The sequence below is a fragment of the Mannheimia pernigra genome, assembly GCF_013377995.1.
Taxonomy (GTDB): domain Bacteria; phylum Pseudomonadota; class Gammaproteobacteria; order Enterobacterales; family Pasteurellaceae; genus Mannheimia; species Mannheimia pernigra.
Genome location: NZ_CP055305.1, coordinates 1,797,150 through 1,818,277 on the forward strand (window position 1 = coordinate 1,797,150; position 21,128 = coordinate 1,818,277).

Genomic DNA, 21,128 nt, shown 5'->3' on the forward strand with positions numbered 1-21,128 from the left:
TTCCGTAAAATATAACCGCTTGTCATATTAAGTTCTTTAGGAGATAGATATGTTAAAAAAATGCCTAATAGGGATTGTTATACTATTGATTACTTTGATCGGTATTGAGCAATTTAAAGTACCTTATCTCTATGATTATCTGCGTTGGATACCGACATTAAAACAAGGCATTCCAACTAAACAAAGTTTGCCAAATCCTATTGCAGGGCAACGCTTTATTGACAGTTGGCACAGCCCAAGAAGTGGAGGACGTAAACACGAAGGTGTAGATATTTTTGTACCGAGAGGAACACCTATTCGTAGCACTACGAGCGGGGTTGTAGTGCGAATTGGCACAAACAGACTAGGCGGTAAAGTAGTTTCGGTTATGACAGGTAGAACAGTACACTACACGCCCATTTAGAAGATTATGGCAATATTTCCCGCCACCGATGGATTGAGCAAGGAGAAATCATTGGCACAGTAGGCGACAGTGGTAATGCTAGAGGCACGCCGCCACACTTGCATTATGGTATTTATACACCAAGCGGAGCAATAAATCCGTATCCGTTGATTAGACAGTGATTTGCAAACTTTCAAGGAAAAATGACCGCTTGTAGCTAAAAATATCAAGGCTTAATTTCAATTTCAGCCCGATGTATAACTGATAAAAACAGCTCATCAATTTCCTCATTTGTTACAGCAATGCAACCGTGTGTCCAATCTTTCAGTAAGTGGTTACGTCCGATATCGCCAAATCCATTGCGTAAACCGTGAATTTTAATTAATCCGCCCGCTGATTTCCCTTGAGCCTCTGCGAATGCCTTGTCTTGACTGTTAGGATAAGAAATACCCAGATTTTTATGATAGCTGCTGTTTTTGTTTCGTTCATTGATGGTATAAATCCCCTCAGGGGTTTTGCCATCGCCTTCAAATTGTTTATGCCCTATTGGATTAAAACCTAAAGAAATTGGATAAATTTTAATAAGTTTATCCCCATTATAAGCAAACATTTGACGTTGTCCTTTGAGTACCACCAAACGAGTAATTTCAATTCCTTCTGGTAAAGATTCAAAATTTTTTACCATTGGTGCAGCCTCAATCTCACCTTCAAGTAATTGTTTTGGTATCATTCGACTTATCTCCTTAGCCTGTATTAATAAACAGATTGATACCATAGCAACTATTAGCCCACCTATAAACAACACAATCTTAATTAATTTACTCATTTTTTCCTCACTATTTGAATTTAATGTTTTCAGGTAATCGATAGTGCCCAACTATTTTATACTTAAATAAAATATCTTCTTCAACTGTACCTCTGCCTATATTGTGAATAATAAGCGGCGTGCCATCAGCTGATTTTTTATCTGAGACAAGACCAATATGTGGGAGATTCTTCGGTAGCCGCCAAGTTACAATATCCCCTGCTTGGAAGCTATTGATATCGGTTAATGATAATGTTTTTCCATAACGGCTGAAAAAAGTTTCTAAATTAGGGACACGGCGATGATCGATATTTGTATCCGTATTTTTCAAGCCCCATAACTTAGGGTATTTCTCCCACGCAGATTTCATATCTTTATTGACCGCTTGTTGCAAATCTAATCCTTGCAAACGATAAGCCCGAATCACCACATCAGTGCAAACACCGGTTGTTGCCGGCACATCCCCCATCGGGAAATCAATTTTACTATATTGAGGATCATAACTCACCGTTACGCCAATTTGTTTTCTGGCATTTTCGACCAAAACATTCCCATAAGCCAACACAGAACCGAAAAGAAAAACCGATAAGTATGCGAATTTTAACCTGTTTTGCATTATTGACCCTAAAATAAAGTTAATTTTATTGATTTATCGACCTTTTCATTTCTACTTTGTTCAATGATTTCTTCAAATAATAAAATCAAGGTATAATTTGGCAAACTGGTTAGAAAAAGAGAATAATAATGAAAAAACTACTCGTGATCCGAAATGATAAAATCGGTGATTTTATGGTTTGCTTTCCTGCATTTGCGATGTTGAAGCAGTCTATGCCAGAAGTAACAATTACCGCCCTTGTGCCCAACTATACCGCTCCACTTGCAGAACTTTGCCCTTCTATTGATAAGGTCATTATTGATACGCCAAACAAGAAAGATAAAAATGACTTTAATCGTATTTTACAAGCGGTCAAAAATGAACAATTTGATGCAGTTATTTGTTTCGTCTCAGATTGGTATAATGCAAAACTCACTTGGCATAGTGGAATTAAATATCGCTTAGCCCCTGCCACTAAGTTATTTCAGTTTTTATATAATCATCGCTTAACGCAACGCCGCTCTCAATCTGCAAAAGCGGAATCAGAATACAATTTGGATTTAGCCCGTGCATTTTTAGCTCAACATAACGTTAACATTGTAGAGCCTAAAACGCCTTATTTAGCTTTTGATGGGGCAACTATCCAAGCACAAAAAACTAAACTATGTAACCAGCTAAACATCACAACCAATAAAAAATGGCTATTTGTACATAGTTCGACAGGCGGTTCTGCTAATAATTTATCTCTTGAGCAATATGCAGAATTAATTCAAGGTATTTTGGCTGAATTTAAGTGCTATGTTGTCCTCACAGCAGGGAAAGGCGAAAGTGAGAAAGCAAATAGGCTAGCTCAGAAAGTCAATAATAGTAATGTAGTGGTATATGATAAAAACGATGGGCTAATAGACTTCTCTTGCTCCCTTGCTTGTGCAGACTTATTTATTGCCGGCTCAACTGGTCCATTACATATTAGCGGAGCATTGAATATTCCAACCATTGGATTTTATCCAAGCCGGCTTTCTGCGATTCCTCGTCGCTGGAAACCCATTAATGATGCGGACAAACATATTGCATTCTGCCCGCCATCAGACAAAGCCTCGCAGATGAATTTAACCTTGATTTCGATTCCTGACGTGTTGAAAACCGTTTTGCCCTTTCTGCGGAAAATATGGAATGTGCCTTCTCTCTCATAAAATTACCGAGTGCGATTTTATCTACCAATCGCTCTCCCTTTAAAGGGAGAGTGTGTTAGTTACGGGCTATTTTCTTGTTCTATTCCATAAATCCGCATATTTTACAAAGGTGGAATGAGCTGATAATACAGCTAATAAGAATCCTTGCTTACCATCTAAAAAACCTGCTTTTAAGAAATACATTTTCACAAAACAGCCTATGGCGTGCGTTATGCCATCAAGCAATGATGCCGTTTTTCCTGCACTCGCTCGCTGAATTGCCCACGCTTTGGCATAACTGGCAGATTTTACTAAATAATGATGAATATCTTTATAAGTGAAGTGCAGTAAATCGCCTTGTAACTTTTCTACTTTCGCCTCTTTTGGGTAATGCACTTTTTCGTGAACTAATTCATCGCCATAGGCTGCAAATTCCGTTCGATACAATCTCACCACATAATCAGGATACCACCCCGAATGGCGAATTTGCTTACCAAATACCTCACTTAAACGGCTAATTTTATACACGGTATTTTTTTCCTCTTTTTTGACCGCTTGTAAAATAGATTGCTTAAGCTCTTCGGTAACTCGTTCATCTGCATCAAGCCACAAGACGTAATCGCCTGTAACATATTGCTGTGCGAGTTGGCGTTGCTTGCCGAAACCTTGCCAATCCGTATTGGTATAGAATTTAGCATTATATTCTGCAGCAATTTGAGGTGTTGTATCTGTGCTGCCACTATCTAAAATCACAATTTCATCAACCCATCCATTCACTGTTTCTAAACAGGCTGCCAAATCTTGGGCTTCGTTTTTTACAATCATCGCAACACTTAATGTTGGCATACTTTATCCTTTTCTCTTATTTCTGTAATTCATTGCATTGTACTTTAAAAATCCTTGTTTTTGTGCTATTTTCTACGCCAAATTTTATTTCATAAACCAATAGCGGATAAAAAATGTCAATTAAATTAACAACCAAACAAAAGCAATATTTAAAAGGCTTAGCACACCATTTAAGCCCTGTTGTGATGCTAGGAGGCAACGGCTTAACCGAAGGCGTTTTAGCGGAGATCGATAACGCATTAGCACATCACGAATTAATCAAAGTCAAAGTAGCTGGTGCGGATCGTGACACTAAGCAACTAATTATTGATGCCATTTTGCGTGAGACCAAAGCAGCTGAAGTGCAAGCTATCGGTCACATTTTGGTACTTTATCGACAAAGTGAAGAGAAAAAAATCACGCTACCGAGAGCTACCAAAGCGATCTAACGGTAATATGCAACATTTTTCAAAAATATAACCGCTTGTATTCAAGCGGTTTTTTAACGGAATATCTATGTTTAAAAAATTCTCTCTTTATACGCTGGCAATGCTGCTGATTCCTATCGTAACCTGGCTTTCTAACTGGCAATGGTCTTTAGCGATTCAATATTCTGAATATAGTTTTGACTATTTCTTATTTGTAATTACCGAAACTGGATCTATGCCTTACGCTATCGCTACTTGCGTTATTTTTACCTTATTACTGGCGTGGGTAGTCAAAAAGCATTATGCCTTCGTTTTTGTTATTACAGTTTGTGCTTCTTCAATGGTCACAACTCAAATTATCAAAACAGCGATGAAATCTACCTTTCAAGAACCAAGACCTTTTGTTTCTGCGCTGTTTGAAGATAAGTCTGTCGATTTTTATCAATTAACACGCGAGCAGAGAGGCTTAGCCGTTACCGAAAAAGTGGGGACTCAACAAAATTTTGTGACTATCCATCAAGCTAAAGAGGTGGGCTACTCTTTCCCATCTGGTCATACGATCTTTGCCGTTTCTTGGTTGCTTTTAGTGGTAGGATTTTGCATTAATATACAGAGACAAGCGGTCATTTTTGTGCATATTTTTGCAATTACTTGGGCTGCATTAATGCTCATTAGTCGTTTAAGATTAGGTATGCACTACCCAATTGATTTATTTATTAGTAGCTTACTTGCATTTGCAACAAACCTAGCACTCTTTGTATGGTTTGTGCCTTGGTTACAAAAGACGAATCCATTTAATTTATTTCATAAGAGAATTTAATGATGGCAATTTATTATGGTTTAGATATTGGTGGCACAAAAATTGAGTTAGCAGCGTTTAATAATAAATTAGAAAAATTACACAGCGAGCGGGTTCCTACTCCACAAACGAATTATGAAGATTGGCTAACAACGATTGAACATTTAGTCCATAATGCAGATGCTAAATTTGGAGAGCAAGGATTTGTTGGCTTAGGCTTACCTGGTTTTGTAAACCGTGAAACAAATATTGCGGAAATTACCAATATTCGTGTTGCCGATGGCAAAGCCATTATTAAAGATTTAAGCGAGCGTTTAGGACGTGAAGTGCGTGCTGAAAATGATGCTAACTGTTTCGCCCTTTCTGAAGCGTGGGACGAAAGTAATCAATCTTTTTCAACCGTGCTTGGCTTAATTATCGGTACAGGTTTTGGCGGAGGATTGGTATTTGATGGCAAAGTGCATTCTGGCAAAATTGGGATGGCAGGCGAAGTTGGCCATATGCAGTTAAATTATCACGCCTTAAAATTATTAGGCTGGGATAAAGCCCCGATTTATGAATGTGGTTGTGGCAATCGAGCTTGTTTGGATACCTATATTTCTGGTCGTGGTTTTGAGCTCCTGTTTAACGATTTAGTGGGCGAGAAAATATCAGCTAAAGAGATCATTGAACGTTTTTACAATAACGAACAGAAAGCGGTTGAATTTGTTGAGAAGTATATTACGTTAATGGCAATTAGTATTGGCAATCTCATTACCGTTTTAGACCCTGATATGATCGTATTTGGCGGTGGTTTATCTAACTTCGACTATATTTATGAAGCTTTACCAAAAGTCCTACCAAAACATTTAATGCGTTCAGCTAAAGTGCCGGTCATTAAAAAAGCCATTCACGGCGATTCGGGTGGCACACGAGGTGCGGCTGCATTATTTTTAAAATAATCTGGTGAGAGAGGGCAAGCGGTCATTTTTAATGAAAATATTGCAACCCTCTCTCTTTTAGTTTTCTCTATTGCTTAGTTTCTGACGGTAATTTATACAACTGATTTTTATATAAATAGCTGCCAAGTAATGCGTGAGCCAATGCCTCTTTCTTAAAAGATTCTGGTTGTGCTTTAGGGGTTAGGCTAAAAGTTGACTTATCATACACAAAACCTTCAATCGGTAAGTTTGGTCGCATTACAACCACATCGCTACCTTTCATCATTGCTTGTGTGGCATCATATTGCATAAAGGCTCGATTGGGGTCTATATTTTGCGTTAAATCATAACCAATCATTGGATATTGCCCACTTATTCCTGCAACAGAGAGTAATGTTGTTGGCATATCTAACTGGCTAACTAAACGATGATCTGCTCTTGGTTCAATATTTTCCCCTAACAATAACGCGGGTATATGAAAATGTTGAACTGGCACTAAATGCTCGCCAACCGCTCGAGAATCATGATCCGCAATAATTAAAAATACCGTATCTTTCCAATAATCTGATTTTTTCGCTAACTCAAAAAAATGTCCGATAGCATAATCCGCATATTTTGCCGCATTATGACGAGTCTGCTTTGGTTGTTCGTATAATTCAATTTTACCGTCTGGAAATTCAAATGGATCGTGATTACTCGAACTAAATACTAAGCTAAAAAATGGCTTTCCCTCTTTATAGAGCTGAGTGAAAGTGTCATTTGCCTTATCGAAGAGATCTTCATCGCTCACTCCCCAAGTGGCAGTAAATTTGGGATCTTGATAATCTTTTTCATCAATAATTTGCTGAAAACCATTACCATAAAAGAAACTTGCCATATTATCAAAGTGCTTCTCGCCACCATAAATAAAAGAAGTATGGTAGCCTTGATGCTTTAACAATTCTGCAATACTAAAAAAGTTATTTTGACTTTTCGTCAATTTCACTACCGCTCTTGCTGGCGTAGGTGTAAAACCTGTTGTAACCGCTTCAATCCCTCTAACTGAACGAGTACCTGTCGCATAGAGATTTTTAAAATACCAGCCATCTTTAGCAAGTTTATCTAAATTTGGAGTGAGATTTTTACCGCCTAATGAGCCAACAAATTGAGCTCCCAAGCTTTCTTCCAAAAGCACTACGATATTTTTAGGCTTACCTTGATAAGTCGCTTTATTTTCAGTCAGTGTTGGAATTTCATCTGAGATATAATCTGAATCAGGACGGTTTCGAGCTTGTTTAACAATCGTTAACATTTCCTCAACCGACATTTTTCCATATTGTTCTGAAGATCGCTCTTCATCTTTCAACTGCTGTACCGCATAAAGTACGGAATAGCCTGAGTTTAGTACCAGTGAATTGACCAGAGGGTCGCTTGAAAATGCAACCATAGCAGGATTTATTCCACGATGAGCTAAACTTGAACGCCCGCCAATAAAAACCGCTACAGCTACTAATAAAGCTAATAATGGACGCATTTTCCAATTTGGAAAACGTAAATTTCGTGTTGCCCAGCCCGATAATTTCCAATAAATAAAACAGGACACAATTGCTGCTAATATACCAATAATTACAGTCAATAAATGCCCATTCATCAACATAGTGAAAACTTCTTTAGGATGAACCAAATACTCAATGAAAAGACGATTAGGCCGGAGATCAAAGGTCTCAATAAAATTTGGCGTTACCACTTCCATAAAAAGAATAAATACGCTACCGACAGTTAGCCAAACTCTCAAAACCGTCTGCCAAATTGATCCAAGCTTATTTTTATGGAAGAAAAGTACGCTAAATAGTGCAGGCAAACCAAACAGCCAACATAATGCGGATATATCAATACGAATGCCTTGCAACATTAATGGTATCCAGCCATCAACGGCTGATACTCTCTCAATTTGCCAGATACCTAAAGCTAAACGAGATAACGTTAAGATAAATAAATTCATCCCAATAAACAGTAGGATCGGGAATAGCACAGTTCTTGATGGACTGCGTTGGTGCATTTGAATCTCCTTTTAAAAATATTGAATTATTATCATTATTTAATAATGACAGGATCGCCGACTCTTATTACTCCACTATTTTGTGGCACAAGATGAATACCAAAAATCGGCTTGCCCTTATCATTAGTATGCTTTTGTTTCAACGTTCGGAAAGGCTCTGCTTGAGGGTCTAATTCTAACGTAGATAAATTGCGAGTAATCAGCACACATCGAGTACAGAGGGCTGACTTGGTGAATAAGACTTCTCCAACTTGAATTTGTTCCCACCGCTCTTCTTCAAAGGCAATATTTCCATCAATCACGATATTTGGACGAAAACGAGCCATTTCGATTGGAATAGGCGACCATTGTTGGACTTGCTCAAGCGATTTTAATGACATTAACGTAACAGGATTGCTGTCTGCAAAACTCAGCGGATTCTCACCAAAGTTTTCAACCTTACGTTGGCTTTTGCTACCCAGCCAACGCAATTGCACTTCTCTACCTAGCATTCCACTTAACCACTGATTCACCTTCTTATCAGCCACTTTAGTATTAAAATGTGTTCCCCACACTTCGCTTGATTGCTCCTCAATGAAGTCTTGGTAAAGTGCCAAACATTTTTGACCGCTTGTATGAGTAATCACAAGCCCTGTAGCAATCGGAAAAGCCGTTAGGCGGTATAGTTCCGCCTCTTTACGGGCAGTAATAAATTTACCATCAGGTTCAGTTATCATAAATTCACGGTCAAAATTTAATCCTTTCGGTTCAACAAAGGCTTGAGAAACTTGGGTTGGCTGAGTAGATTTTATCGGGTAAATATTCAATTCTGTTACTTGCATAGAAAATCCTCTTTATATCAATCGAGATACAATACTACAAGCGGTCAAAAAGTAAAAGGAATTTGCAAATCCCTTTGTAGAACGGTAAACTTGCAAAACTTTAATGAGCTATAGGTCAAATAAAATGGCAAAAAAACCAACTCAAGATTTTGAAACTACGCTGAAAGAATTAGAAGCAATTGTCACTCATTTAGAAACTGGCGATTTACCTCTAGAAGAAGCACTTAATGAATTTGAAGCAGCAATTAAATTAGTACAACAAGGGCAAGAACGCTTACAAAAAGCAGAGCAACGAATCCAGATTCTATTAAATAAAAACGATTCAGCAGAACTTAGCGACTACGTTAAAGAATAAAAAGAGAAGAATAAAATGAGCTATTCCTTAGCTGCCGATCTTAACACTCAACAAAAACGTATTAATCATTTTTTAGCTGAAAAATTAAGCCAATACGAATCCTTTAATTCCCCTTTAATTAAGGCGATGGAATACGCGGTATTATTGGGCGGAAAACGTGTTCGCCCATTTTTAATCTATACAACAGGCAAAATGTTAGGCGTATCGCTTGAAAAATTAGATCATAGTGCAGGTGCGATGGAATCCATTCACGCTTATTCACTGGTTCACGATGATTTACCTGCAATGGACGATGATAAATTACGTCGTGGCAAACCCACTTGCCATATTGCCTTTGATGAATCCACCGCCATTTTAGCAGGCGATGCCTTACAAAGCCTCGCCTTTGAGTTAATCGTAACCGATCCACATCTTAATGATAAAGAAAAAGTGGCTCAAGTCACAGAATTAGCGGTTGCCTCTGGTGCAAAAGGAATGTGTTTAGGGCAAAGCTTAGATTTAATTGCAGAAAATAAATCGGTAGATTTAGCAGAATTGGAACTTATTCATCATAATAAAACGGGGGCGTTAATTCTCTCATCCGTGATGATGGGCTTTAACCTTTCCGAACATTCGCAAAATTTGTCCATAAAACAACCGCTTGTAAATTATGCTAAAGCCATTGGTTTAGCCTTTCAGGTACAAGATGATATTTTAGATGTGATTGGCGAAACCGATAAAATTGGTAAAACGGTTGGCTCCGATGAAAACTTAAATAAAAGTACCTACCCTAAACTATTAGGGCTAGAAGGTGCGAAACAAAAAGCTGAAATGCTATATCAAACCGCGCTTACAGCTCTTGAGCAACTGCCTTTCGATACCACGGCATTAAAAGAATTAGCTCACTTTATTGTTAAACGTGAAAACTAAAAAAACCTAGCATTTGCTAGGTTTTTAATAGCTTTTTTATAGCCTTTATACGTGAGGCTTCGCTTCTGGTAGCGTGCCTTCTATTTCATAAATTACATCGCCATCTTTAAAGAAAACGTAGCCACCGTTTTTCATTTTAGTCCAGTTCTCATTTTTCGTTAATGGTTGAGTTGTAATAATGGTTACTTTATCGGTAATTTGGGTATATTGACTGAAATCAATCGACACATCATCATCACGCAACGCTTTACCAAATGGGGCTTTACGGCACACATAATGAAGGTTAGTTGTGCAGCGAGCAATCATCCAATCTCCGTTCGATAAAATAAAGTTAAATACTCCGTGTTCAGCGATTGTTGAGGTTATTTCTACTACTGCATCAAAGATCTCTTTTTCGCTTGGTTTATCTGGATATTTCTCTTTTAATTGGGATACCATTCGGCAAAATGCGACTTCGGAATCCGTTGTGCCTATCGGTTGATAATGGCACTCTTTGCACACTTCAATCCCTTCTACCGTGCCATTATGTGCAAATACCCAATTTTCTCCCCATAATTCACGAATAAAAGGGTGTGTATTTTCCAAATTCACATCGCCACGAGTGGCTTTACGAATATGTGCAATCACATTTAATGATTTAATTTGATATTGACCGATAGATTCTGCCATAGGTGACGAAGCACCTGGGCGATTATCTCTGAAAACACGCACGCCTTTACCTTCAAAAAATGCGATCCCGAAACCGTCCGTGTGATGATCACTTAATCCTCCACGGCGACGAAAACCGTCAAAAGAAAACGTAATGTCGGTTGGCGTATTGCAGTTCATTCCAAGTAATTGACACATAATTTAATTCGTTAGCTCTCAATAACTTACTATAAAAAACTCATAGTGATATTTAAACAGATTGATAGAAAATTTCAATGGGATTTCTATAGAAATCTTATTCCTTATTTTTATAATTTATAGCTTTTTTATACTTTTTAGTTGTATTCTTTTTTAAACAGCGAAATTAAAAAAAGCATTCCAGCAAAAACAACCACCGATGGACCTGCTGGGGTATCTTTCCAAGCTGATAGCAGTAAACCTCCAGTTAATGCAATAATGCTAAACAAGGCTGCAATCAACACCATTTTTTCTGGCGTTTGAGCAAAACGCCGTGCCGTTGCAGAGGGAATAATCAATAATGAAGTAATAATTAATGCCCCAACAAATTTCATACTTAATGCAATGGTTAATGCAGTCAAAAGCATAAGCAATAAACGTAAGCGAGCCACATCCAATCCCTCAATTTGAGCCAGCTCTGGGCTAATCGTTATGGACAATAACTGTTTCCAAAATTTCATTAACACAGATAAGATCAAAATTGCCCCTATCCCAATAAAAATCACATCAGAAAAACTAATTGCAAGCAGATCACCAAAGAGATAAGACATTAAATCTACTCTTACATTATCAAGTAAGCTAATAGTAATCACACCCAAAGAGAGGCTAGTGTGGGCAATAATGCCTAATACCGTATCAACCGAGTAGTTCGTTTTATGCTCAAGCCAAACCAACAATATTGCTAACATAATCGTCATTGCAATCACGGCAATATAAGGATCAATTTGTAAAAAAATACCAAGAGCTACGCCCAATAAGGCAGAATGGGAAAGCGTATCGCCAAAATAGGCCATTTTTCGCCAAACCACAAAAGCACCGAGCGGTGCAGTAATAAAGGCTAGCAAAACACCTGCGAGCCACGCAGGCAGTAAAATATCAAACATATCTATTCCAAATAACAAGCGGTTGATTTTTCATAAAATTTTGCAAATTTTATGAATATTATTTATATCGTTTTATTTCACTCAATTCATCTTGTGATTTCAGCCACGCTATTTTTTCTTTAATCTGTTTTTCCATTCCTCGTTCTGTCGGGAAATACAATTGGGTATCTTTAAGTTCAGGAGGAAAATAATTTTCTCCTGCGGCATAAGCATTCGGTTCGTGATGGGCGTAGCGGTATCCTTCGCCATAGCCTAACGATTTCATTAAATTTGTTGGTGCATTTCGCAAATGCTCTGGCACATCGTAATCTTTCGCTTCTTTTGCTAAGCGTTTTGCTTCATTAAAGGCCTGATAAACTGCATTGCTTTTAGGCGCAACCGCAAGATAAATAATGGCTTGAGCTATGGCTCTTTCACCTTCATAAGCGCCAACTCGAGTAAAACAGTCCCAAGCGGCTATAGCAATTTGCATAGCACGTGGGTCGGCATTGCCTACATCTTCTGAAGCGATAGCCAATAAGCGTCTTGATACATAAAGCGGATCACCGCCAGCGGTTAAAATTCTAGCATACCAATATAAAGCACCATCTGGCGATGAACCTCGAATAGATTTATGAAGTGCCGAAATGAGATCGTAATAACGATCTCCGCCCTTATCAAAACGTGCTTGTCTCTCGCCCAATACATCGCTAAGCAATATTTTATTTAACACTTTATGAGGGAAATTTTCTGCCATATCTACCATTAATTCGAGGCAATTTAAGGCAAAGCGAGCATCACCATTCACATAATCGGCAAGCAATTTCAGCACATCATCTTCAATTAATAATTTTTCATTACCGAGCCCACGCTCTTTATCTGCCACCGCCATTTGCAAAATTTCTAAAATTTCGACCGCTTGTAATGGCTTTAAAATATAAATTTTGGCACGAGAGAGTAAAGCATTATTTAGCTCAAACGAAGGATTTTCAGTCGTCGCACCAATAAAAATGATTGTGCCATCTTCAATATGAGGTAAAAACGCATCTTGCTGGCTTTTATTGAAGCGATGAACTTCATCAACAAAAATCAGTGTTCGTCTTCCCGCTTGTCGGTTTAATTTTGCCTGCTCAATGGCTTCTCGAATCTCTTTCACGCCACTGGTGACAGCTGAAATGCGTTCTACTTCTGCATCAAAATGATGTGCAATAATTTCAGCTAATGTCGTTTTACCCGTTCCTGGAGGCCCCCAAAAAATCATTGAATGGATAAGCCTTGCTTCAATCGCTCTACGCAATGATTTTCCTTCGCCAATGAGATGAGATTGCCCTACATATTCGCTCAAATTTTGAGGACGCATTCTTGCCGCTAGCGGTCGGAAATCTTCAGCAAAATCAAAAGATAAACTGTTCATATTGGCTCTTAGCGTAAACGAAGTTGACGGCGGATATGACGCATGAGTAGGAAAATCCAAGGCCAAAGCACACCGCTAATCGCTGCACCTAAGATTTGTTGAGCGTTAAATTCTGCACTGTGTAAAACAAATTCAACGACAAAAATAGCAAAACGAATCAACACAATATATGCCATCACCAATAAACTTTGTAACCAAAGAGATAAGTTACGTAAAATAAGATGATATTTTGCTACAAAATAAATGGCAACGGATAGCACTAAAGTATGAATGCCTAAAATTGAGCCCAAAATGAGATCCCACACGATACCTGCTAAAAAAGCAGTGCCAATACTGATTTTATCTGGTAGGGCTAATGCCCAATAAATGAGTACTAATACAATCCAAGTTGGACGTAATCCTTGAAATCCAATTGGCCAAGGCATTATTTCCAGCACAAAAGCAACTATAAAAATTGCAAGCATAACTAGAATCTGAAAAATTGGATTTGTTCTCATTATTCAGCTCCTTGTTCTATGTGATTCTCTTCGTGGCTTTCAATATCAGGTTGTGATGCTGGATTTTCATCTATTTCTTCTACATCTTGCTCTTCTTTAGTCTCTAACTGAACCTCTGTTTTCTTATTTGACATCTGTTTTAATCGCTCAAACGGATTTACGCTATTACGCCTTTCTTCAACAATTTCACGCACTTGTTCAGGCGATAAACTTTGACTGTAATTTTTCTCTTCCGCTATTGGCCAAAGCAATAATAAATAACGCAGGCGATCAAATGAAGCTAACGGGCGAGCAACAATTCTAGCAAACTGACTTTTTGTATCATTTTCTACCGTTTCTACAATCGCAACTGGATAACCTTCTGGAAAACGACCACCTAGGCCTGATGTAACTAACACATCTCCTTTTACTACATCAATAGAACGAGGTAGATTATCAACGACCAATTCTTTGTTTAAACCTGTACCATTAACAATTCCACGAACATCGTTACGTAGCACCTGAACTGGGGTGGCATGAGTAATATCGGTTAAAAGTAGAACACGACTGGATTTTTCTCCTACGGAAATAATTTGTCCTACAACGCCTCTTTCATCAATCACTGGCTGTCCAACAAAAGCACCATCTAACCGACCTTGATTAATAACAACTTGCTGACGGTAGGTATCCATTTCTGCTGCCAAAACTTCTCCAATTTTTTTGTATTCATCTTGGCGAAGCGGGGAACTAAGCAACAATCTTAAACGTTGATTTTCTACTTTTAACTGATCAAGCAGTAATAAATCTGCACTTTTTTCTCTTAATTGCTCTTTTAAAGAGTTATTCTCCATTTGTAATTTATTGTTATCAATAAAATTACCACTCACACCATCTAAGATTGAGCGAGGCGTATTCGCAAAATAATATAATCCACTCACTGCTGTTTCTAACATATTTCGAGCTTGAATCATCAATGAGCTTCGACCATCAGAAATAATCAAGATAATAGATAATATTATGGCAATAATCAGACGCATCCCTAAAGACGGCGTTTTAGCAAAAATTGGTTTCATCAGAGAAGTATAATGTAAAATTTATGGGAATATATAACGAAAGTTGACAATAGATTCAATCTATTGTCAACTTCCAATTCAATACTTAGCAAGAAAAGCGAGGATTATTCATCTGGACTAAATACGTCTCCACCGTGCATATCTATCATTTCTAGTGCTTTACCACCACCACGAGCTACACAAGTTAATGGATCTTCTGCAACAACCACTTGAACACCAGTTGAATCAGACAGTAGGCGATCTAAGTTATGTAATAATGCTCCGCCCCCCGTTAGTACCATACCACGTTCAAAAATATCAGCAGCTAATTCTGGTGGACATTGCTCTAATACAGCTTTAACTGCTTCAACAATACCATTTAAGGGTTGTTCAATTGCTTCTAATATATGTTTTGAATTCAACTCAAAAGTACGTGGTGCACCTTCTGCTAAATTATGACCATGAACTTCCATTATTTTAATATCATCATCAGATTCAATTTTAGCTGTTGCAATTTCTTGTTTAATACGCTCAGCAGTGGCTTCACCGATTGCAGATCCAAAATGGCGACGAACATAAGCAATAATTGCTTCATCTAATTTATCACCACCAATACGCACAGAAGTCGAATAAACAATACCATTTAAAGACAATACCGCAACTTCAGTTGTACCACCACCAATATCAATCACCATCGATCCCATTGCTTCGTGAACAGGTAAACCTGCCCCAATAGCAGCTGCCATTGGCTCTTCAATCAAATATACTTCACGAGCACCAGCCCCAATAGCTGATTCTTTAATTGCACGACGTTCTACTTGAGTTGCTCCCGCTGGTACACAAACTAATACACGTGGGCTTGGACGCATAAAGTTATTGCTATGCACTTGTTTGATAAAGTGTTGCAACATTTTTTCTGTTACAAAGAAATCTGCAATAACACCATCTTTCATTGGACGGATTGCCATAATACTTTTTGGTGTACGACCTAGCATTAATTTTGCGTGAGTTCCTACTGCAGCAATGCTTTTTACCGATCCCATACGATCTTGCCTAACCGCAACTACCGAAGGCTCATCTAAGACAATCCCCTGCCCTTTAACATAAACTAAGGTATTGGCTGTGCCGAGATCGATAGAAAGATCATTTGAGAATAATCCTAAAAATTTTTTAAACATAAAAGAATCCGTCAATAAAATTATTAAATAAATAAGGCACTATATTTGTGCAAATATTGCCGCTAATATAGCAAAAAATAGCAGTATTCAGCAATGAAAAATTTGGGCTGTTAGAAAATTTGCTTTATAAGTTGATAAGCATAAATCAGCAGACTAAAAGCGATGAAATACATAATCAATCCCGTGATTGCATCTAAAATTTGCCAAGTTCTACGCTTAGCAAAATAAGAAGAAAGTAATCTTGCCCCGTAGCCTAATCCAAAAAACCACAAAAATGAACAAAGTAATGCTCCCGCTAAGAAATACATCTTGCCACTAAAATCTAATTTTCCACCAATGCTGCCTACAATCACAACGGTGTCAATATAAACGTGAGGGTTTAAAAATGTAATCGCCAAGGTAACCATTAAGGCTTTTTGCAGGCTTGAAGCATTTTCACCACGTGCAACAAGATAATCTCCGCTTTTAAATACGCTAATAAATGAGCGACTCCCATAAGTAAATAGAAAAATTGCACCTAAGAGAGAGATAACTAAACTAACAATCGGTAATTCTGAAATCAATGTGCCTAATCCTAATACGCCGATAGTCATTAGAAATACATCACCTAAAAAGCAGATAAGAATAACCCCAAAAACGTGTTGTTTGAGTATCCCTTGTTTTAGCACAAAGGCATTTTGTGCCCCGATTGATACAATCAGCCCAAAACAAACAATAAAACCTTGAATAAAAATATTCATTTTGTCTCCTAAATAAACTACAAGCGGTCGATTATACAGAAAATTTTGCAAAAATTAGGTATAATTCACGCAATATTCTAGCTGAAGGAAAATTTTATGAATGATACTGTCTCGCAACCATCTTGTGTTGTAATTGCTATTGCGGGAGCTTCTGCATCAGGGAAAAGCCTGATTGCCTCAACAATATATAAAGAACTACAATATGAATTAGGAACGGATAATATCGGTATTATTTCCGAAGATGCTTATTATCGAGATCAATCCCATTTAACAATGGAAGAACGAATCAAAACCAACTACGATCACCCTAATTCAATGGATCATCATTTATTAGTTCACCATCTATGCCAATTAAAACAGGGAGAAGCAATCGAAATCCCCGAATATGACTATACTGAGCATAATCGTAAAACCACTACTCAACACTTCGAGCCGAAAAAAATCATTATTTTAGAGGGCATTTTGCTCCTTACCGATGAAAACATCCGCAATCAGCTCAATGTATCAATCTTCGTTGACGCTCCATTAGATATTTGCTTTATCCGCCGTTTACGACGAGATATGGTTGAGCGAGGAAGATCAATGGAATCCGTTATTAGCCAATATCGTAAAACCGTTCGCCCAATGTTCTTGCAATTTATCGAACCTTCCAAGCAATATGCTGATATTATCGTGCCCAAAGGCGGTAAAAATCGTATTGCCATTGATATTCTAAAAGCACAAATTAAGCAATTACTCAAATAGGAATTCAATATGCGTTTATGTGACAAAGATATTAAAGATTATTTAGATAAAGGCATCATCACGATTACCCCTCGTCCTTCTGACGAAAAGATCTCAGGAGCCACAGCCGATGTTCGCCTGGGTAATTCATTCCGAGTCTTTCGTGAACATAATACGCCTTATATTGATTTAAGCGGCCCTCGTGAAGAAGTTACCGCTCAGTTAAATAACGTGATGAGTGATGAAATTATCATCAGTGATGACGAAGCTTTTTTCTTACACCCTGGAGAGTTAGCACTTGCAACCACACTTGAATCGGTTACCTTACCTGCAAATATTGTTGGTTGGTTAGATGGGCGTTCTTCGCTAGCAAGATTGGGCTTAATGGTTCACGTTACTGCTCACCGAATCGATCCAGGCTGGGAAGGGAAAATCGTCTTAGAATTTTTCAATGCAGGCAAACTACCCCTTGCTCTACGCCCTAATATGGCTATTGGTGCATTAAGTTTTGAAGTATTAAGTGGAGAAGCTCAAAAACCATATAATGCACGTAAAGACGCAAAATATAAAAATCAACAAAGTGCTATTTTTAGTCGGATCAATCAAGATTAAGCGTGCTTTATTTGTAATAAAAAAGCGAACATTTTTGATGTTTCATCCCAAAATGTTCGCTTTTTTCATTTCTAGCTATTTAGTGCTCTTAAAATATCATCTACTCGTTCTTTCGCATCACCAAACAACATTTGGGTGTTCTCTTTAAAGAAGAGTGGATTTTGCACACCAGCATAACCTACTGCCATTGAGCGTTTAAATACAACAACATTCTGTGCTTTCCATACTTCAAGTACTGGCATTCCTGCAATTGGGCTAGATGGATCATCTAATGCAGCTGGATTTACGGTATCATTTGCACCAATCACCAATACAACATCAGTATCTTTAAAATCATCATTGATTTCATCCATTTCTAACACCACATCATAAGGTACTTTTGCTTCTGCTAATAACACGTTCATATGACCTGGTAAACGCCCTGCCACAGGATGAATACCAAAACGGACATTCACACCTTTTTCACGTAATTTTGCTGTAATTTCTGCTACTGGATATTGTGCTTGTGCTACAGCCATACCGTAGCCTGGAGTGATGATAACAGAGCTTGCATTTTTCAGCATTTCTGCCACGTCTTCTGCATTAGTTTCACGATGTTCGCCATATTCAGTATCGCCTGAACCAGATTGAACGTCATTACCAAAACCGCCAGCAATGACACTGATAAATGAACGATTCATCGCTTTACACATAATGTAAGAAAGGATTGCACCAGAAGAACCAACCAACGCACCTGTTACGATTAATAAATCGTTGCTCAGCATAAAACCTGCTGCAGCTGCTGCCCAACCTGAATAAGAATTCAGCATTGATACCACAACAGGCATATCTGCCCCACCAATTGAGGATACTAAATGCCAGCCGAATGCTAAGGCAATGACTGTCATAATTAACACAGGGAAAATATTTTCTGGATGATTTAAAAAGACAATCATTAGGAAGATCGAAACAACAATCGCTGCTAAATTCCATTTGTGTTTATGCGGAATATTTAACGCTGCAGAAGAAACTTTACGCCCAAACAATTTACCGCTTAATTTCCCAAAAGCCACTAATGACCCCGAGAAGGTTACCGCACCAATGAAAATTCCTAAGAACACTTCCACATTATGAATGTTAGTAAGCGTTGCTTGTTCTGCTAAAAATGCGGCTTGTGCTACTGCATCTAAATTTGCTGGCATTAAGGTTTCACTATGTAAACCATAGCTATTAAAACCAACTAATACAGCAGCTAAACCTACAAAACTATGAAGAATAGCCACAAGCTCAGGCATTTCAGTCATTTCTACTTTAATCGCTTTTTTAACGCCGATGAATCCACCTGCAGCCATTGCAATTAAAATCCAAATGGTACCGTGAGATTGAGGTCCAAAAATTGTCGCGACTAACGCAATTCCCATACCGACAATACCGTACCAGCAACCTGCTTTTGCCGTTTCGTGTTTAGAAAGACCCGCCAGACTCATAATAAAGAGAAGCGTGGCAATAATATATGCGGCAGTAACAAATCCAAAAGACATAGTTCGTTCTCCTTAACCTTTTCTAAACATTGCTAGCATTCTTTGCGTAACTTTAAAGCCACCAAAAATATTGATGCTGGCAACTAAAATCGCAATAAAGGCTAAAATATCAATAAAGAAATTACCCACTGGTTGCGCAATTTGTAATACCGCCCCAACGATGATAATACCTGAAATCGCATTAGTTACTGCCATAAGTGGCGTGTGTAATGCGTGACTTACGTTCCAAACGACATAATAACCTACCACGCAAGCGAGTACAAACACGGTAAAATGCGATAAAAATGCCGCTGGAGCAACAGAAGAAATCCATAAAAATAACGCCCCCACGCCTGCCATTACGCCATATTTCACACGAGGATTTACAGATTTTTCCTCTTTTTTGACCGCTTGTTGTGACGCTGCCGTTTGTTTTTGTGGTTGAGCTGAAACCTGAATTGGTGGAGCTGGCCACGTTAATTCGCCCTCACGCACAACCGTTACACCGCGTAGCACCACATCATCAAAATTAATCTCAATTTGGCCATCTTTATTCGGTGCTAATAATTTCAACAAATTCACTAAATTAGTGCCGTAAAGTTGGGAAGATTGCGTTGGCAAGCGCGCTGGGAAGTCAGTATAACCAATCACTTTCACTTGGTTATCTGTCACTACAACTTCACCTGCTTTGGTATATTCGCAGTTACCACCCGTTGCAGCGGCTAAATCTACAATCACCGAACCTGGCTTCATTGAATCCACCATTTCTTTTGTGATTAAGCGAGGTGCTGGTTTGCCTGGAATAGCCGCAGTGGTAATGATAATATCCACTTCTTTTGCTTGAGCTGCATAAAGCTCCATTGCACGGCGGTTGAACTCTTCCGACATCACTTTTGCGTAGCCATCACCCGAGCCACCTTCTTCTTCAAAATCAATTTCTAAGAAGTCAGCCCCCATTGATTGAACTTGTTCTTTTACTTCTGGGCGAGAGTCAAAAGCTCGTACAATAGCACCTAAACTATTTGCTGCACCAATTGCGGCCAAACCTGCTACTCCCGCACCAATCACCAGTACTTTTGCTGGCGGCACTTTACCTGCAGCGGTAATTTGACCTGTGAAGAAACTACCAAATGAATTAGCGGCTTCAATTACTGCACGATAACCTGAAATATTTGCCATTGAACTTAACGCATCTAATGCTTGTGCACGAGAAATACGTGGTACAGCATCCATTGCGAGTACATTGATTTTTTTAGACTGCAATTTTTCCATTAATTCTGGATTTTGTGCAGGCCAAATAAAGCTCACTAAGGTGGCACCTTCTTTAATTAATTCAATTTCAGACTCTGTTGGTGCATTAACTTTAAAGATAATGTCTGAGTTCCAAACGTCTTGTTGAGTGCCGATATTTGCACCTGCATTTAAAAATGCATTGTCTTCAAAGCTCGCCTTAAAGCCTGCATTTTGTTCAATGAGGACATCAAAGCCTAATTTTTTAATCTGCTCAACGGTTTTAGGCGTTGCCGCCACACGAGTTTCACCGTCTAGCAGCTCTTTTGGTATACCAATAAGCATAAAGACTCCTGTATGGTTGTTATTATTCAAAGCTAAATAAATAGCCGGCTCAAGTTAAAAAC

Annotated in this window: 22 protein-coding genes and 1 pseudogene; 9 read left to right on the forward strand and 14 right to left on the reverse strand. The window is 38.3% G+C overall.

Features of this window, described 5'->3' with window-relative positions; genetic code table 11:
• The first annotated feature begins 49 nt into the window (after positions 1-49).
• Positions 50-564: pseudogene (locus tag HV560_RS08590) on the forward strand (M23 family metallopeptidase).
• A gap of 44 nt (positions 565-608) precedes the next feature.
• On the opposite strand, the gene HV560_RS08595 reads toward HV560_RS08590, so the two are convergent.
• Positions 609-1,208, reverse strand: a complete 600-nt coding sequence (locus tag HV560_RS08595; RefSeq protein WP_236650856.1) for a L,D-transpeptidase family protein — start codon at positions 1,206-1,208, stop codon at positions 609-611.
• Between the two features lie 10 nt (positions 1,209-1,218).
• On the reverse strand, positions 1,219-1,803 hold the full coding sequence (locus tag HV560_RS08600) for a DUF1287 domain-containing protein (RefSeq protein WP_176808680.1): 585 nt from the start codon (positions 1,801-1,803) through the stop codon (positions 1,219-1,221).
• A 128-nt stretch (positions 1,804-1,931) separates the two neighbouring features.
• On the opposite strand from HV560_RS08600, the gene HV560_RS08605 reads away from it, so the two are divergent.
• Positions 1,932-2,975, forward strand: a complete 1,044-nt coding sequence (locus tag HV560_RS08605; RefSeq protein ID WP_176812658.1) for a glycosyltransferase family 9 protein — start codon at positions 1,932-1,934, stop codon at positions 2,973-2,975.
• 66 nt (positions 2,976-3,041) lie between these two features.
• Here the strand turns inward: HV560_RS08605 and HV560_RS08610 are convergent, their stop codons facing one another.
• Positions 3,042-3,800 carry a glycosyltransferase family 2 protein gene (locus HV560_RS08610; protein WP_176808682.1) on the reverse strand — a complete coding sequence of 253 codons (759 nt, stop codon included), beginning with the start codon at positions 3,798-3,800 and terminating at the stop codon, positions 3,042-3,044.
• Positions 3,801-3,913: 113 nt separating this feature from the next.
• On the opposite strand from HV560_RS08610, the gene yhbY reads away from it, so the two are divergent.
• From yhbY to nagK, 3 genes are all read left to right on the forward strand, one after another.
• Complete coding sequence (gene yhbY / locus HV560_RS08615; RefSeq protein WP_176808683.1) at positions 3,914-4,228, forward strand: ribosome assembly RNA-binding protein YhbY; 315 nt, start codon at positions 3,914-3,916, stop codon at positions 4,226-4,228.
• A 67-nt stretch (positions 4,229-4,295) separates the two neighbouring features.
• Entirely contained in the window at positions 4,296-5,027 is a 732-nt protein-coding gene (locus HV560_RS08620) for a phosphatase PAP2 family protein (protein WP_176812659.1), read from the forward strand.
• A 2-nt stretch (positions 5,028-5,029) separates the two neighbouring features.
• A complete protein-coding gene (gene nagK / locus HV560_RS08625; RefSeq protein WP_176812858.1) occupies positions 5,030-5,947 on the forward strand; it encodes an N-acetylglucosamine kinase in 918 nt (305 codons plus the stop codon).
• Positions 5,948-6,014: 67 nt separating this feature from the next.
• On the opposite strand, the gene HV560_RS08630 is transcribed toward nagK, so the two are convergent.
• Both HV560_RS08630 and HV560_RS08635 read right to left on the reverse strand, forming a co-directional pair.
• Positions 6,015-7,964, reverse strand: a complete 1,950-nt coding sequence (locus tag HV560_RS08630; protein WP_176812660.1) for an LTA synthase family protein — start codon at positions 7,962-7,964, stop codon at positions 6,015-6,017.
• 35 nt (positions 7,965-7,999) lie between these two features.
• Positions 8,000-8,785: an MOSC domain-containing protein gene (locus tag HV560_RS08635; RefSeq protein WP_176810151.1), complete on the reverse strand. Its 786-nt coding sequence runs from the start codon at positions 8,783-8,785 to the stop codon at positions 8,000-8,002.
• Positions 8,786-8,909: 124 nt separating this feature from the next.
• Between HV560_RS08635 and xseB the strand changes: the two genes are divergently transcribed.
• Positions 8,910-9,140 carry an exodeoxyribonuclease VII small subunit gene (gene xseB / locus HV560_RS08640; protein ID WP_159630454.1) on the forward strand — a complete coding sequence of 77 codons (231 nt, stop codon included), beginning with the start codon at positions 8,910-8,912 and terminating at the stop codon, positions 9,138-9,140.
• 15 nt (positions 9,141-9,155) lie between these two features.
• On the forward strand, positions 9,156-10,049 hold the full coding sequence (gene ispA, locus HV560_RS08645; protein ID WP_176812661.1) for a (2E,6E)-farnesyl diphosphate synthase: 894 nt from the start codon (positions 9,156-9,158) through the stop codon (positions 10,047-10,049).
• 45 nt (positions 10,050-10,094) lie between these two features.
• Here ispA and HV560_RS08650 read toward each other — a convergent pair whose 3' ends face one another.
• From HV560_RS08650 to HV560_RS08680, 7 genes are all read right to left on the reverse strand, one after another.
• Positions 10,095-10,895, reverse strand: a complete 801-nt coding sequence (locus tag HV560_RS08650) for a class II glutamine amidotransferase (RefSeq protein ID WP_176808689.1) — start codon at positions 10,893-10,895, stop codon at positions 10,095-10,097.
• A gap of 137 nt (positions 10,896-11,032) precedes the next feature.
• Entirely contained in the window at positions 11,033-11,818 is a 786-nt protein-coding gene (gene znuB / locus HV560_RS08655) for a zinc ABC transporter permease subunit ZnuB (protein WP_159630461.1), read from the reverse strand.
• A 58-nt stretch (positions 11,819-11,876) separates the two neighbouring features.
• Positions 11,877-13,211, reverse strand: coding sequence for a replication-associated recombination protein A (locus HV560_RS08660; protein ID WP_176812662.1), 1,335 nt, complete (start codon positions 13,209-13,211; stop codon positions 11,877-11,879).
• Positions 13,212-13,219: 8 nt separating this feature from the next.
• Positions 13,220-13,708 carry a rod shape-determining protein MreD gene (mreD, locus tag HV560_RS08665; RefSeq protein ID WP_159630465.1) on the reverse strand — a complete coding sequence of 163 codons (489 nt, stop codon included), beginning with the start codon at positions 13,706-13,708 and terminating at the stop codon, positions 13,220-13,222.
• A complete protein-coding gene (gene mreC, locus HV560_RS08670) occupies positions 13,708-14,760 on the reverse strand; it encodes a rod shape-determining protein MreC (protein WP_176810155.1) in 1,053 nt (350 codons plus the stop codon). Before mreC ends, mreD begins: the two co-directional genes overlap by 1 nt.
• Positions 14,761-14,864: 104 nt before the next feature.
• Entirely contained in the window at positions 14,865-15,917 is a 1,053-nt protein-coding gene (locus HV560_RS08675; protein WP_176808691.1) for a rod shape-determining protein, read from the reverse strand.
• Between the two features lie 110 nt (positions 15,918-16,027).
• Entirely contained in the window at positions 16,028-16,657 is a 630-nt protein-coding gene (locus tag HV560_RS08680) for a LysE/ArgO family amino acid transporter (protein WP_159630471.1), read from the reverse strand.
• 96 nt (positions 16,658-16,753) lie between these two features.
• Between HV560_RS08680 and udk the strand changes: the two genes are divergently transcribed.
• Both udk and dcd read left to right on the forward strand, forming a co-directional pair.
• A complete protein-coding gene (gene udk / locus HV560_RS08685; protein ID WP_159630473.1) occupies positions 16,754-17,401 on the forward strand; it encodes a uridine kinase in 648 nt (215 codons plus the stop codon).
• 9 nt (positions 17,402-17,410) lie between these two features.
• A complete protein-coding gene (dcd, locus tag HV560_RS08690) occupies positions 17,411-17,992 on the forward strand; it encodes a dCTP deaminase (protein WP_176808692.1) in 582 nt (193 codons plus the stop codon).
• A 71-nt stretch (positions 17,993-18,063) separates the two neighbouring features.
• Here dcd and pntB read toward each other — a convergent pair whose 3' ends face one another.
• Both pntB and pntA read right to left on the reverse strand, forming a co-directional pair.
• Positions 18,064-19,512: a Re/Si-specific NAD(P)(+) transhydrogenase subunit beta gene (gene pntB / locus HV560_RS08695; protein ID WP_176812663.1), complete on the reverse strand. Its 1,449-nt coding sequence runs from the start codon at positions 19,510-19,512 to the stop codon at positions 18,064-18,066.
• Between the two features lie 12 nt (positions 19,513-19,524).
• Positions 19,525-21,066, reverse strand: coding sequence for a Re/Si-specific NAD(P)(+) transhydrogenase subunit alpha (gene pntA, locus HV560_RS08700; RefSeq protein ID WP_176808694.1), 1,542 nt, complete (start codon positions 21,064-21,066; stop codon positions 19,525-19,527).
• Positions 21,067-21,128 lie beyond the last annotated feature (62 nt).